The organism is Ruegeria sp. BI7 (genome assembly GCF_056537925.1).
The window spans coordinates 35,060-48,402 of sequence record NZ_JBQFSK010000005.1; the positions used below are offsets into that span (position 1 = coordinate 35,060).

12 protein-coding genes and 1 pseudogene are annotated in these 13,343 nt (G+C 56.9%); 11 read left to right on the forward strand and 2 right to left on the reverse strand.

What is annotated here, in order from left to right:
- The first annotated feature begins 20 nt into the window (after positions 1-20).
- The 7 genes from ACR0JB_RS12955 (at position 21) to ACR0JB_RS12985 (ending at position 6,681) form a co-directional block, all read left to right on the forward strand.
- Positions 21-1,202, forward strand: coding sequence for an NnrS family protein (locus ACR0JB_RS12955; protein WP_170399991.1), 1,182 nt, complete (start codon positions 21-23; stop codon positions 1,200-1,202).
- A gap of 99 nt (positions 1,203-1,301) precedes the next feature.
- Positions 1,302-1,751: a c-type cytochrome gene (locus ACR0JB_RS12960; RefSeq protein ID WP_170350172.1), complete on the forward strand. Its 450-nt coding sequence runs from the start codon at positions 1,302-1,304 to the stop codon at positions 1,749-1,751.
- A 16-nt stretch (positions 1,752-1,767) separates the two neighbouring features.
- Positions 1,768-3,135, forward strand: coding sequence for a cbb3-type cytochrome c oxidase subunit I (locus ACR0JB_RS12965; RefSeq protein WP_170350173.1), 1,368 nt, complete (start codon positions 1,768-1,770; stop codon positions 3,133-3,135).
- A gap of 5 nt (positions 3,136-3,140) precedes the next feature.
- Positions 3,141-3,950, forward strand: a complete 810-nt coding sequence (locus ACR0JB_RS12970) for a CbbQ/NirQ/NorQ/GpvN family protein (RefSeq protein ID WP_170377217.1) — start codon at positions 3,141-3,143, stop codon at positions 3,948-3,950.
- A gap of 9 nt (positions 3,951-3,959) precedes the next feature.
- Complete coding sequence (locus tag ACR0JB_RS12975) at positions 3,960-5,882, forward strand: nitric oxide reductase activation protein NorD (protein WP_480789972.1); 1,923 nt, start codon at positions 3,960-3,962, stop codon at positions 5,880-5,882.
- A complete protein-coding gene (locus ACR0JB_RS12980) occupies positions 5,879-6,427 on the forward strand; it encodes a cytochrome c oxidase subunit 3 (RefSeq protein ID WP_170399987.1) in 549 nt (182 codons plus the stop codon). Before ACR0JB_RS12975 ends, ACR0JB_RS12980 begins: the two co-directional genes overlap by 4 nt.
- A 5-nt stretch (positions 6,428-6,432) precedes the next feature.
- Positions 6,433-6,681 carry a cytochrome C oxidase subunit IV family protein gene (locus ACR0JB_RS12985; protein ID WP_480789973.1) on the forward strand — a complete coding sequence of 83 codons (249 nt, stop codon included), beginning with the start codon at positions 6,433-6,435 and terminating at the stop codon, positions 6,679-6,681.
- Between the two features lie 56 nt (positions 6,682-6,737).
- On the opposite strand, the gene hemA is transcribed toward ACR0JB_RS12985, so the two are convergent.
- Positions 6,738-7,961, reverse strand: a complete 1,224-nt coding sequence (hemA, locus tag ACR0JB_RS12990; RefSeq protein WP_170399985.1) for a 5-aminolevulinate synthase — start codon at positions 7,959-7,961, stop codon at positions 6,738-6,740.
- A gap of 178 nt (positions 7,962-8,139) precedes the next feature.
- On the opposite strand from hemA, the gene ACR0JB_RS12995 reads away from it, so the two are divergent.
- The 3 genes and pseudogenes from ACR0JB_RS12995 (at position 8,140) to ACR0JB_RS13005 (ending at position 10,193) form a co-directional block, all read left to right on the forward strand.
- Complete coding sequence (locus ACR0JB_RS12995; RefSeq protein ID WP_170350179.1) at positions 8,140-8,832, forward strand: Crp/Fnr family transcriptional regulator; 693 nt, start codon at positions 8,140-8,142, stop codon at positions 8,830-8,832.
- Positions 8,833-9,292: 460 nt separating this feature from the next.
- Complete coding sequence (locus tag ACR0JB_RS13000; RefSeq protein WP_367648229.1) at positions 9,293-9,454, forward strand: Arm DNA-binding domain-containing protein; 162 nt, start codon at positions 9,293-9,295, stop codon at positions 9,452-9,454.
- 31 nt (positions 9,455-9,485) lie between these two features.
- Positions 9,486-10,193, forward strand: a pseudogene (locus tag ACR0JB_RS13005) (IS6 family transposase).
- A gap of 154 nt (positions 10,194-10,347) precedes the next feature.
- On the opposite strand, the gene ACR0JB_RS13010 reads toward ACR0JB_RS13005, so the two are convergent.
- A complete protein-coding gene (locus ACR0JB_RS13010; RefSeq protein WP_480789974.1) occupies positions 10,348-11,880 on the reverse strand; it encodes a phospholipase D family protein in 1,533 nt (510 codons plus the stop codon).
- A 194-nt stretch (positions 11,881-12,074) separates the two neighbouring features.
- Here ACR0JB_RS13010 and ACR0JB_RS13015 point away from each other — a divergent pair, with 194 nt between their 5' ends.
- Positions 12,075-13,256 carry an adenylate/guanylate cyclase domain-containing protein gene (locus ACR0JB_RS13015; RefSeq protein WP_170395820.1) on the forward strand — a complete coding sequence of 394 codons (1,182 nt, stop codon included), beginning with the start codon at positions 12,075-12,077 and terminating at the stop codon, positions 13,254-13,256.
- Positions 13,257-13,343 lie beyond the last annotated feature (87 nt).

Here is a 13,343-nt window from a genome sequence, read left to right on the forward strand (position 1 = left end):
AACGGTTGAGGAGAGCAGCCATGCCCACAATCATCGCCCGCATTCTTGGTGAAGGATTTCGTGTTTTCTTTCTGTCTGCCGGTCTCTACGGCCTGTTTGTCGGCGTGGTCTGGGGGCTGTGGCTGACAGTGCCTTACATGGCGCCGGATTACGGTATGACGCCGCCGATGTGGCACGCGCATGAGATGATTTTCGGCTATGCGACGGCCGCGCTGGGCGGGTTCTTTCTGACCGCAGTACCGAACTGGACCGGCGCCCCCGAGGCGCGGGCGCACTTTATCACTCTGGCTGCCGGGCTGTGGTTGGCCGGTCGGATGGCCATGTGGTTTTCAGGTGTATTGCCGCCAGTTCTGGTTGCGGTGGTCGACCTGGCCTTTGTGCCGGTTCTGGGGGCCAAAATAGCTACGCAGCTGATCCGCCGTCCCAAGCCGCAGAACATGATTTTCCTGCTGTTGCTGAGCTTGATCTGGGTCGCGGACATGATGACACATCTGCAATGGATTGGGACCACTGAAGGCACCCTGCAAACTGGGCTGCGCGCGGGATTGTTGGCGTTGTGTGCGATGATCGCCATTTTGGGTGGTCGGATTACTCCGGCCTTTACCCGCAATGCCATGAAACGCGCTGGGGTCCCAGAGGCGGACTGGCCGGTTTCGGTCGCCTTGTTCGACAAGGCAGGCATGGTTCTGGCCCTGATCTTGCCGCTGGGTGTTCTGGTGCTGGGTGCAGGGCCGTTGGCCGGGGTTTTGGCGCTTGCCCTTGGGGTGGTTCAGATACTGCGCATGGCTAATTGGCGCAGCCGCTGGGCCGCCCGGCAGCCAATTCTGCTGGCGCTGCATTTGGGTCTAGGCATGTTGGCGATGGGGTTGATCTTGTGGGGGCTGGCAGTGCTGGGTCTGGGCAATGAAATCGCCGCCCTGCACGTATTGGGCATAGGGTGTGTGGGCGGTATGACCCTGGCAGTCATGAGCCGCGCCGCGCTGGGTCACAGCGGCCGTGCACTAATCGCGCCCGCCCCGATGGTCGTGGCCTATGGTCTGATGGCGGTTGCTGCACTGTCACGCTGGATCGGGGCCGAGCTGAACGCAGGCTATATGGTGGCGATGCTGTTGTCGGACGGCCTGTGGGTCTGTGCCTTTGCGCTTTACCTGATCGCCATGTGGCCTGCGCTGACGGGCCCTCGTACGGGCCGGGAGGGATGATTTTCATTTACTTCCGCCAGCCTTGACTTTCGTTAAGGCCCTCCTTCGGCCCAGCCGCCATTCTGGCTAGACAAGCTAAACTGCGCAAAGGAGAGCGCAATGCGAGAAGTCATGACCAAGAGCATGGCTCGCAACATATTCTATGGCGGGTCCCTGTTCTTTATCCTAATATTTCTGGCCCTGTCGGCCCATTCCCACTGGTACATCGTGAATTCCGAGAATTCGGCAAAACTCGATGAAAGTGTGGTTCGGGGCAAGCACGTCTGGGAAAAACACGCGTGCATCAACTGTCACACGATCTTGGGTGAAGGGGCCTATTTCGCCCCCGAAGTCGGCAACGTGATGACACGTTGGGGTGTGCTGGACGACCCGGAATCAGCCTTTGAATCCCTCAAGGGCTGGATGGAGGCACAACCGACCGGCATTCCCGGTCGTCGGCAGATGCCCAATTTCAACCTCAGCGACGAAGAAATTCGCGACCTGACCAACTTCCTGATCTGGACGGACAATATCGACGCTCAGGACTGGCCGCCCAACGAGGCTGGCTGAGAAAGGGAACGGAGCAATGAAATACGAATCCCAAAAAATCGCCTACGCCTACTTTGCGGTGGCCATGGCCCTGTTCGTGATACAGGTTCTGGGTGGCCTTCTGGCTGGCCTGATCTATGTATCACCAAATTTCCTGAGCGAGCTTTTGCCGTTCAACATCGTGCGGATGCTGCACACCAATGCGCTGATCGTCTGGCTGATCCTGGGCTTCTTCGGCGCGGCCTACTTCCTGATCCCGGAAGAGGCTGAACGTGAAATCCATTCACCCAAGCTGGCCTATCTACAACTGATCATTCTGGTTGTGGGGACGTTGGGCGTGGTGCTGACCTATACCTTCAACCTGTTCGAAGGAAACTGGCTGCTGGGCAAAGAGGGGCGCGAGTTCCTTGAGCAACCCAAATGGGTCAAGGCCGGCATTGTCGTGGCCGCGCTGATCTTCCTTTACAACGTGTCGATGACCGTTCTGAAGGGCAAAAAGACCGCGATCACCAACATCCTCTTGTTGGGTTTGTGGGGTCTGGCGCTGTTGTTCCTGTTTGCCTTCTACAACCCCGGCAACCTGGCCTTGGACAAGCAATACTGGTGGTATGTTGTTCACTTGTGGGTCGAAGGTGTGTGGGAACTGATCATGGCCTCGATCCTGGCCTACCTGATGCTGAAGCTGACCGGTGTTGACCGCGAGGTGGTTGAGAAATGGCTGTATGTCATCGTCGCTGCAGCGCTGTTCTCGGGCATCCTTGGGACTGGTCACCACTACTACTGGATCGGTACGCCAGCGTATTGGCAGTGGATCGGTTCGATCTTCTCGAGCCTTGAGGTGATCCCGTTCTTTGCGATGATGGCCTTTGCCTTCGTCATGGTCTGGAAGGGTCGCCGGGACCACCCTAACAAGGCCGCGTTGCTGTGGTCGCTGGGCTGTGCCACGCTGGCCTTCTTTGGTGCTGGTGTCTGGGGCTTCCTGCATACGCTGCACGGGGTGAACTATTACACCCACGGCACGCAGATTACCGCGGCCCACGGTCACCTGGCCTTTTACGGCGCCTATGTCTGCCTCAACCTGGCGATCTTCACCTATGCCATGCCGATCCTGAAAAACCGTGATCCGTATAATCAGGTGCTGAACATGGGTTCGTTCTGGCTGATGACCAGCGGTATGGTCTTCATGACCTTCGTGCTGACCTTCGGCGGAACCGTGCAGACGCACATGCAACGTGTGATCGGTGACTACTTCATGGACGTGCAGGATCAGATCGCGATCTTCTACTGGATGCGCTTTGGGTCTGGTGTAGTCGTGGTCCTTGGTGCGCTGCTGTTCGTCTACTCGATCTGGGTGCCCCGGAAAGAGGTCATCGAACCCGGCGCAGCCGAAACCCCTGCGGAGTAATGCAAATGGATGGCTCCATACAAATGGGAACGGGGGCGGCAAACGCCCCCTTCTACCTGCCCCAGGGCGATGAATGCGATGTGTTCACCGCCGCCTATAACAACGATCTGCCGGTTCTGCTGAAAGGGCCGACAGGTTGCGGCAAGACCCGCTTTGTGGCCCATATGGCCGCGCAGCTTGGCCGCCCGCTTTATACTGTCGCCTGCCATGATGATCTGGCCGCTGCCGACCTGATTGGCCGCTATTTGCTGAAAGGCGGAGAAACCGTCTGGGTCGATGGCCCGCTGACCCGCGCAGTGCGCGAAGGCGCAATCTGTTACCTGGATGAGGTGGTCGAGGCCCGCAAGGACGTGACCGTCGTGCTGCACCCTTTGACTGACGACCGGCGCATCCTGCCGATTGATCGCACCGGCGAAGAACTCGAAGCCGCGCCCGGCTTCATGCTGGTGGCATCCTACAATCCCGGCTACCAGAATATCCTGAAAACCCTGAAACCTTCGACCCGGCAAAGGTTTATCTCGCTGGAATTCGACTTTCCGTCGCCTGTGATGGAGGCCGAGGTTGTCGCCCAGGAAAGTGGCCTGGCGCTTGAGCGCTGCAAACCGCTGATCCGGTTGGCGAACAAACTGCGGGGGCTCAAGGGTCAGGATCTTGAGGAAGGCGTTTCTACCCGACTGGTTGTTTATGCTGCGACGCTGATCGCACAGGGTATGTCGACGGACCGCGCCATTCTTGCCGCAATGATCGAACCTCTGACTGATGACGAGGATATCAAACGCGGGCTCCTCGATCTTGTCACGGCTGTCTTTGGGTGAGGCCGGCCAATGGTCAAGATCGATTTTGAGCCATGGGAACCCGAAGAAACGATCGGGAAACTGTGGCACACCCTTGCCAGCCGCCTCGATGCACCTGAGGTGCATGTTGGAGCCGCGGTCGACCTTTCTGAGGTCGCGGGGCGGCTGGCAGTCCTCTTCCGAGGGCTTGGGGGTAGTCCGGGCGTTGAATTACGCCCGGTCTCACCCGAAATTTCACGCCACCGGTTAAGCTGGCGTCGCCGCTTGGGAACCGAGGCCGAGTTGATGCCGCGTGCTTCGTTCGATGGCGAGGTATTGCGCCTGCCGGACCGTCTGGCCGTTTTCCCGGCGCGCGAAGCCAACGGCGCGCTATATGTCTGGCTGGCAGCCGTTGCAGCCCATGCCGACACCCGAATTGATGAGGATGACCCCCTGCGGGCCGACCTGCATGCGCTGATCGCTGCGCGACAGATGGTCGAGGCCACGCTGGAAAACGCCCCCGGCTTGCGCCCCCTTTATACCGAACTGTGCAAGGGTCTGCTGCACCAACGTGATATCCCTAACCTGTCGCCGGTCGAAGCCGCGCTGGAAGAACTGGTTCGCCATATGCTGGGTGATCCGGTATCGCTGTCTGCCAAGGCGGAACAGCTGCTGGAGCTGGATGACAGCCTGTCTGCCCCGCGCGGGTATCAGCGTTTTCGCCCGGTCCCCCTGTGGCCCGAACTGCGCGCCGTTGGCTTTTCAGAACATAATGAGGTGGAAAACCCCGATACCGAAGGCCCGCCCGAGGAATCGGGAGAGAAAACCCACCGCGCCCGCCGCCGTAAATCTGATCAGGCTGAGCGGAAAGACAGCCTGATCCTGCACAAATTCGAGGCGATCCTCAGTTGGGCTGAATTTCTGAACCTGAACCGCCGGGTCGATGATGACGATCCCGACAATGCCAAAAAGGCGGCCGACGATCAGGAAGAGATCGGGCTGGGCCAAATCTCGAAGGCACCGCCCACCAAGCTGAAGCTGCACTTGGATCTGGCGCCCGAGGATGTGAATCGCGAGCGTCTGTCGGGCCGTATCCTTTATCCCGAATGGGACGTGCGCACCGGGCAGTATCTGCCAGACCACGTGAATGTCCTGTTGTCGGATGCCGATATCCGCGAAGACGCAGCCGAGTTTGGCAAGGACCCGGCCACTGCCCGCCGCATCCGCGCGGTGAAGCGCCAGTTCGAGGCGCTGCGCCCCGGTCGGGTTATGACACGCGGCCATCTGGACGGCGACCAGTTGGATATCGAAGCCGCCGTGCGTGCCGAGACTGAACGTCTGGCTTGTGGCGAAGGCAACGAGCGCATCTGGCAGCAATCCCGTCCCGAAGCTCGTGATCTGGCGGTCTCGATCTTGCTGGATGTCAGCCGATCCACCGAAAGCGCAGTCACAGGCCGCGCCGTGATCGATATTGAACGCGAGGCGCTGGCTGCGTTGGCGTGGGGGTTAAATGCTTGTGGGGATGACTTTGCGATCCACGCCTTCAGTTCTCTGAAACGTCAGCGTGTCTATGTGCAGCGCTGCAAGCGGTTTGATGAGCCAATGGGCGGAACTGTCGAACAGCGCATCGCGTCACTGCGCCCGGGGCATTACACACGGCTTGGGGCGGCAATCCGGCATTGCTCGGCCGATTTGGCGGATCAATCGCGCAAGCGCCGGCTGCTGCTGGTGATCACCGATGGCAAGCCGAACGACCTGGATCACTATGAGGGTCGCCATGGTATCGAAGATACGTGCATGGCCGTCCGCGAAGCGCGTCGCGCTGGGCAATCGGTCTTTGGTGTCACCATCGACAAAACCGGTAAAAGCTGGTTCCCGCGTATGTTCGGGCAGGGCGGTTTTGCGGTGATCCCTGACCCGCACCGCCTGACGATGGCTTTGCCGCAAATCTATCGCCAACTGGTCGGCGCATGAGCGATGCTTCTGTGATCGACGAGCTTCCGGGCGAGTTGCTGATGTGGGTTCTGATCGTCTCGGAACTGCTGGTGTTCGGCGCTGGGATGATCGCCTTTATGGGCGTGCGTCTGACCGACCCGGCAGGTTTTGCCGAGGCGCAGTCACATCTGCATCGCACTGGAGCGGCGTTTAACACAGCGGTTCTGGTCACATCGGGGTATCTGGCCGCACAGGCGCTGCACTGGCGACAGGTCGCGCGGCGCGCAGCGGCGCGCATGGCCTTGATCGGCGCGGCCCTTCTGGGCGTTGTTTTCCTGATCATCAAAGGCACGGAATACGCGGATAAAATGGCGCAGGGGATCAATTATGAAACGCATCCCTTCTTCCTGTTCTACTACCTTCTGACTGGTTTTCACGCGGCCCATGTTCTGGCCGGGGTCGGCATTCTGTTACTGGTGTCCTGGCGGGATGACGCACGCAATATCGAGGCGGGCGCGCAGTTCTGGCACATGGTCGACCTGGTCTGGATCATGCTTTTTCCGGTGATCTATCTGTTGGGATGAGGGCGATGGGGGACAACACTCTGACACGGGCCTGGCTTGCCCTTTTGGGGCTAAGTGTCGGCTCAGCGTTACTGACCTTGTTGCCGGTGCCGGCTGCGGTCATGGGGGGTGGCATTCTGTTGCTTGCGCTGATCAAGACGCGCGTAATCCTTGCGCAGTATCTGGACCTTGCTAGAAGCCCAGCCTGGTTGCGCGGATTCACCATGGTTCTAACCGGGTTTTCGGTGCTGATCTTTGCCCTCTACCTCGTTTGAAGCAGAAAAAAGCCGCCCGATCTGGGCGGCAGTTTTTCAAGCAAGGAGCGCTTTGTTTACTGGGCAGCCATCGGCATCCGCGCGATCTGGCAGCGTTGCCATAGGGCCGACAGCGCGCCGACCAGATGTTCGATATCTTCGTCCGTATGCACCGGAGAAGGGGTGATCCGCAGACGCTCGGTTCCTTTGGGGACAGTGGGGTAGTTGATCGGCTGGATGTAGATACCGAATTCTTCAAGCAGCGTGTCCGAGATGAATTTGCATTTCACCGGATCACCCACCATCACCGGGATGATGTGGCTGGGGTTGGGCAGATGCGGAATGCCTTCTGCATCCAACCGGGCACGCACCTGCGCCACGCGGGACTTTTGCAGATCGCGTTCGGTATTCGACTGTTTCAGATGCCTGATTGAGGCCGCAGCGCCCGCCGCAATCGACGGAGGGAGAGCGGTGGTGAAGATAAACCCGCTGGCAAAGCTGCGCACAAAATCACAAAGTGCGGCTGAGGCCGCGATGTATCCACCAACTACGCCAAAGGCTTTGCCCAACGTGCCCTCGATCACGGTCAGTCGATCCATCAGACCTTCGCGTTCGGCAATGCCGCCACCGCGCGGGCCGTAAAGACCGACGGCATGAACCTCATCCAGATAAGTCATCGCGCCGTATTTGTCGGCCAGATCGCAAATCTCTTGGATCGGCGCGATATCTCCGTCCATCGAATAGACGGATTCAAAGGCGATCATCTTGGGGGCGTCAGGATCGGCAGCAGCCAGCTTCGCCTCAAGGTCTTCAAGGTCGTTGTGCTTCCAGATCACCTTTTGCGCGCGCGAATGACGGATTCCTTCGATCATCGAGGCGTGGTTCAGCGCGTCCGAGAAAACGATAAGGCCGGGGATTTTCGCAGCAAGGGTGCCAAGGGCCGCCCAGTTCGAAACATAGCCAGAGGTGAACAGAAGCGCGGCTTCTTTGCCGTGCAGATCGGCCAGTTCGGCCTCAAGCAGGACGTGATCGTGTGTGGTGCCCGAGATGTTCCGGGTGCCGCCAGCACCAGCGCCGCACCGGTCCAGCGCGTGATGCATCGCCCCGGTCACCGCCGGATGCTGCCCCATGCCCAGATAGTCGTTCGAACACCAGATACGTACGTCGCGCTGTACCGCCCCGTCGGTTTGACGTGCGTTTGGGAATGATCCGCAGCGGCGTTGCAGGTCGATAAAAACACGATAGTTTCCTTCGTCCCGCAGATCGTCCAGGCTCTGGGTGAAAAATCGCTCGTAGTCCATTATACTGGCTCCCCGGATTGCTGGCTTTGGGCCGAATTTATGCGCATGGTGACGCCTAAGACATGACAATAGTCAAGTTGAAGCAGGAAAAGGCTGGCGCGCCGGGCAGAGCTTTGGCATAGCCTTGCGAAAAAGGACGTACCGGTCGGACGATCGACCAGGGAAAAGGGGAAACTCCGTGGCACACGAAGCACAAAAAGCGATCGCGCGGCAATCGCTTTTGCTCAAGAGTTTGCCGGACCAGCATGTCGATACACTGCTGAGCCACGCAATTTGGCGTAGCTATGATCGGGGCGAAACGATCTTTCTACAGGAAGAAGAGGCCAAGGCCGTCCACGTGGTTCTTGCCGGTTGGGTCAAGTTGTTCCGCATGTCCCCGACCGGGGCCGAGGCAGTAGTCAGCGTCTTTACCCGCGGCGAAAGTTTTGGCGAGGCCGTCGCGCTACGAAACGTCCCTTACCCCGTTTCTGCCGAGGCCGTGTCGGCCTGCGACGTGATGCATATCCCAAGCCCTTTGCTGTTGTCGTTGATGAAAGAAGACCCCGAGATCGGTGTTTCCATTCTGGCGTCCACGTTCACGCATCTGCATTCGCTGGTGGCACAGCTGGAGCAGCTCAAGGCGCAGACGGGTGCGCAGCGGGTAGCAGAGTTTCTTCTGAACCTGTGTGACGCCAAACCCGATGGCTGCGACGTAGAGCTACCTTATGACAAAATGCTGATCGCCGGGCGACTAGGGATGAAGCCGGAAAGCCTTAGCCGGGCGTTTTCGCGGTTAAAAACGGTTGGTGTGCAAATTAATCGCAACCACGCCGTAATCTCTGATATCGAGCGCCTGCGGGATTATGCTGAAAGTGATCCGTCGGACAAATGATCAGCCCGACGGGCGTTACGGGTTTTCCACGGGGGGCTGAGGATGCTGGTCATTGTCTGACTGAGGTTTTGTACCCCCGTGTTGCCGCGCATAGGTTGCGACAACCCGGCCCGTGATCCTGTATTTCCAACAGATAAAAGAAGACAGGGCTGCGTCGCGCCCCTTGATACCGGGACAATCAAAAAGCAAAGGATGTTTGGATGGTGCTGCCGGAGGGCACTGAAACCCTATATGTAGAAGTCTCAAACAATCTCAGATAGAGATTAAGTATCTAAAAAAATTTAACTTATCTCCTTAAACTCGTCTCAATTAATCTCGACTACCGGCAGCACATACCATACCTAGGGGTGGACCAATGGGTGGATTGGTAGAGAACTATATGGCTAAGAACAAATTGAGCGTGCGCGGCGTTATCGCGTTAGAGGCTGGAAAGCACTGCGATGGCGCTGGGCTCTGACTTGTGAAAGCAGATTCTAAAAGCGGCAAGTGGGTTCGTAGACTGACGGTTTTCGGTAAGCGACGGGAAATGGGCCTGGGGCGGTGGCCGGATGTTGGCTTGGCGGAGGCGCGGGAAACAGCTGACGCAGCCCGACGCGGGCCTTGTCAGAAGAACTTTGCTTGAGCGGGGCAGGGTGGTTGCGTAGCTTTTGCCCATGACCCGACCGGCCTCTTTCAAATACTTTAAAACCAGCCCCGAGATCATCCGCCTTGCTGTGATGCTGTACATCCGTTTTCCTCTCTCGCTTCGAAATGTGGAAGATCTGCTGCACGAGCGAGGCATCGATGTGAGCCACGAAGCCGTTCGATATTGGTGGAACAGGTTTGGCCCGATGTTTGCTTCTGAAATCAGGCGGAAGCGGGTGCAGCAATTGAGAGCATACTCCAAATGGAAGTGGCACGTGGACGAGGTTTTCGTGAAGGTGAATGGCAAGAGACACTACCTCTGACGGGCCGTCGATCATGAGGGCGAGGTGCTGGAAGCCGTTGTCACCAAATGCCGAAACAAGCAGGCCGCGTTGAAATTCCTCAGGAAATTGATGAAGCGACACGATAAAGCGGAAAACGTCGTCACGGATCGCTTCGCCTCATTCAGAGCCGCGCTCAGAGAGCTTGGTGCTGCCGATAAACAACAGACGGGCAGGTGGCTCAACAACCGCGTTGAGAATTCGCACCTGGCTTTCAGACGAAGAGAACGCGCCATGCAACGTTTCAGGCGTATGCGAAGTTTGCAGAAATTCGCCGCCGTCCATTCCTCCGTCTACAACCACATCAACCAGGAAAGATCGCTAACCAGCCGAGACACCTTCAAGCTGACGCGCACCGCCGCTCTTACCGAGTGGCGTCAACTTTTTTCCGGATAAGTTCGCGGATTTGACGGCAAACTGAGACTGTTTCGAATTCGTCTGACAGCACCTCCAAAAGACCGGCGGAAAACGATCAACAGACGTTTTCGGCCCAAGGCTGCCGTTTTACAGACCGGAGTTCTCTGGCTGCTTCGGCCATCTGCCAAGAAACCTACAGCTGGGACCCAATTGGTAAAATACTTAGAAATCCAGCAACTATATGATCCCAAGCTGATCCTGTCGGTTCGGATTCATACTCAAGGACGTTGCCATCATCGCCTCTTGTTGTCCATTTAAGCTGACCGGCGTGCTCTAGCGTCACGTTATATGTGTATGCGGGTAGCGCGTCGTCCAAGGCACCCATAGTCCGTGCGGTCAATGCTGGTGAGTCAATCAGAATTCCCATTTCGGTGTTGATGTTGACAGACCGCGGGTCCCAGTTGAACGACCCTACGAACAAGTATCGGTCATCAACTGCAAATGCCTTGGAGTGTAGGCCTGATCGAGATTGAGCCCAGTTAATACCCCGACGTTGGACCTGATAGGCGTCGGGGCGCAGTTCGTAGAGTTCTACTCCACCGCGTAGAAGTGCACGGCGTTTCTTGGCGTAGTGCGCGTAGACGGGTGCGACGTCGTTAGATGCAAGTGAATTGGTCACAACCTTTACGTCGACCCCGCGGTTTTCGAGTTCGGTCAGCCATTTCACACCGTTGTTGCGCGGCACGAAATAGGCGGAGACGATGTTCACCTCACTGTTGGCATTCTCAAAGTACGGAAGCAATTGAGATGCCAGAACGGGGCCTGAGTTCTCGAGACCCGCGGCTTTTGAGGGCGGATCAGCATAAAGTTTCGCAGGCAGCCAATCCAGTGACAGGGCTCCATCCGCGAAGTTCTCTTGCGCTGATTTTCTGAGGGCAGCGCCGTATTGCGTTTGCCTCGCTTCCTCGACCAGTTCATTCAACCGGACTCGTGCATCAGCAAGGTCAAATTCCTGGGGTTCTCCAACGACCACACGAGCCGGAACGGCGAATTCGCTGTTCCAGTATGCGTCAAAGCTTTGCGACACCTCGCGTACAACTGGGCCTGCGGCCAGCACATCCAGATCGGCATAGTTCATTTCTTTCCGCGCCAGAAAATACTCGGCACCGATGTTTCTGCCACCCACTATCGTGAACACGTTGTCCGCCGTCATGGACTTGTTGTGCATTCTGCGGTTGATGCGTTTGAAGTCCGTCAGACCCGCGAACAAAAGGCTCTGATCGCGCCAAAACGGATTGAACAGCCTGATTTCAATATTCTCGTGATTATCCAATGCGGCTGTCATCGCGTCATAGCTGGACGTATCCATGTCATCCAGCAACAATCGGACACGAACACCCCGATCTGCCGCCTGCAAAAGACTGGCTGCAAAAAGGTGGCCCGTTGGGTCGTTGTGCAGAAGGTAGTATTGCGCGTCTATCGTTTGCTCAGCCGCAGCCGCTAACAGCAAACGTGAAACAAGCGCTTCTTCGCCGTCACTGATCAGTTTGACCCCCGACCGACCGTCTTTGGGATCGCCAAGCCGGTTGGCTGCCTGACTAAGAGCTGTGCGCGAGTTTGCCGGAAGCGAGGCCGATACCGTCTTTTCATAGGTGCGAGTTTTTGGAGCGCAAGCAACAAGAGTCAGCGCACACCAAACACAAACCACAAACTTCCATCGCGTCATCAGCTTCCTCCATCCCCGTATCCTAGGTGACTACGCCGAGACGGGTGATTGCAAGTTTGTTCTGTGAAGCATGAGGTTGTTTTACTTGTCGTTGTTGATTTGGTGAAACCCTCAACTGCCCCATGCAGGTATGTGATTTTGACGCAACTTCAATTCAAACGTACTCTACCAGCAACTAAGCGCAAACGAGGACCATGCCTGATCCCGAACACAGAAAAAACTCCGCCGCGGACCCTTCGCCGCGTGTTGTAGCCGACGGTATCGGCGTGGCAAAAGAGGAATTCAAAATTTCGATGCCAATCGGGATCGGAGCTGTCTTGGCTGCTCTGGCGTCGTTGGCCACGTGTTACTCCGGGATTTTGCTGACCTATTTGGTTGGCTACGAAGCGCTTTCCATAAACCCACATGCGCAAGCGGTGCTCATGTGGGTGTTTGCATTGTTGGCAGTTAGTTTCTTATGGAGAGATCGGAAACGACATGCCAAGGAGCTTCCACTCGCCCTCGGTGGGATAGCAGCCATCATCCTGATTGTCACATTGTACTTCGGTTATGATGAACGCGTCGAAGCGCTTGCCTATGTGCTTTTGGTGATCGCGGCTTTGCTAAACCAGAACTTTATACTTGATGCTTTGAACCACACGGTTCGCAATCAGACACATGAAATAGAAGCATTGAACGAAAGACTGACCGAGAAAGTAAAGCGCCAGGAAGGTGAGATTGACAGGCTGGGGCGCCTCAAACAGTTTCTTGCTCCTCAAGTTGCGGAGCTTGTCGTCGAAGAAAACTCTGACGAGCTTCTTAATACTCATCGTCAATACATCGCTTGCCTATTCTGTGACATCCGGAATTTCACAGCGATTTCCGAGGCGATTGAGCCGGAAGATGTCATTACTCTTCTCCAGCATTTCCACGATGCAGTCGGTCATTTAGTTGCCCAACACAAGGGTACAATCGGATACCGAGCCGGAGACGGATTGATGGTGTTCTTCAATGATCCGGTTCCCTGCGATCAGCCCGTTCTGCAAGCTGTGCGGCTGGCTAAGGCAATAAGCGAAGCCTTCGAAGGAATACGAGCACCCTGGCAGAAACTCGGACACGTAATGGGTTTGGGTATTGGGATCAGTAGTGGTTACGCGACGCTTGGGCTTATCGGGTTTCATGGTCGCGCCGACTACACCGCAATTGGTGGAGTAGTGAATACCGCATCCAGGCTTTGCGACTTTGCCAGCGACGGGCAGATCCTTATTAACCAACGGGCGTTTCTAGACATAGAAGAACATGTGGAGACCGAAGAGCTGGGAGAACGGGAACTGCAGGGCATCGGTAACCCAGTGCAGATTTTTCGCGTTCTCAGCCTCTCCCATCAGGCAAAGTAATGCTCTCTCTTATTAGGAGTTCAATCCATCTTCGTATTTTGAAGGTCTGCTTTGGGCTGTGCGTGATCAGCTGGCAGCGGGGCAGGG

What these genes read in the sequence shown, in the direction of transcription:
- ACR0JB_RS12955 (WP_170399991.1), top strand. Translation starts at nt 21, where the DNA reads ATGCCCACAATCATCGCCCGCATTCTTGGTGAAGGATTTCGTGTTTTC.
- ACR0JB_RS12960 (WP_170350172.1), top strand. Translation starts at nt 1,302, where the DNA reads ATGCGAGAAGTCATGACCAAGAGCATGGCTCGCAACATATTCTATGGC.
- ACR0JB_RS12965 (WP_170350173.1), top strand. Translation starts at nt 1,768, where the DNA reads ATGAAATACGAATCCCAAAAAATCGCCTACGCCTACTTTGCGGTGGCC.
- ACR0JB_RS12970 (WP_170377217.1), top strand. Translation starts at nt 3,141, where the DNA reads ATGGATGGCTCCATACAAATGGGAACGGGGGCGGCAAACGCCCCCTTC.
- ACR0JB_RS12975 (WP_480789972.1), top strand. Translation starts at nt 3,960, where the DNA reads ATGGTCAAGATCGATTTTGAGCCATGGGAACCCGAAGAAACGATCGGG.
- ACR0JB_RS12980 (WP_170399987.1), top strand. Translation starts at nt 5,879, where the DNA reads ATGAGCGATGCTTCTGTGATCGACGAGCTTCCGGGCGAGTTGCTGATG.
- ACR0JB_RS12985 (WP_480789973.1), top strand. Translation starts at nt 6,433, where the DNA reads ATGGGGGACAACACTCTGACACGGGCCTGGCTTGCCCTTTTGGGGCTA.
- hemA (WP_170399985.1), bottom strand. Translation starts at nt 7,961, where the DNA reads ATGGACTACGAGCGATTTTTCACCCAGAGCCTGGACGATCTGCGGGAC.
- ACR0JB_RS13010 (WP_480789974.1), bottom strand. Translation starts at nt 11,880, where the DNA reads ATGACGCGATGGAAGTTTGTGGTTTGTGTTTGGTGTGCGCTGACTCTT.
- ACR0JB_RS13015 (WP_170395820.1), top strand. Translation starts at nt 12,075, where the DNA reads ATGCCTGATCCCGAACACAGAAAAAACTCCGCCGCGGACCCTTCGCCG.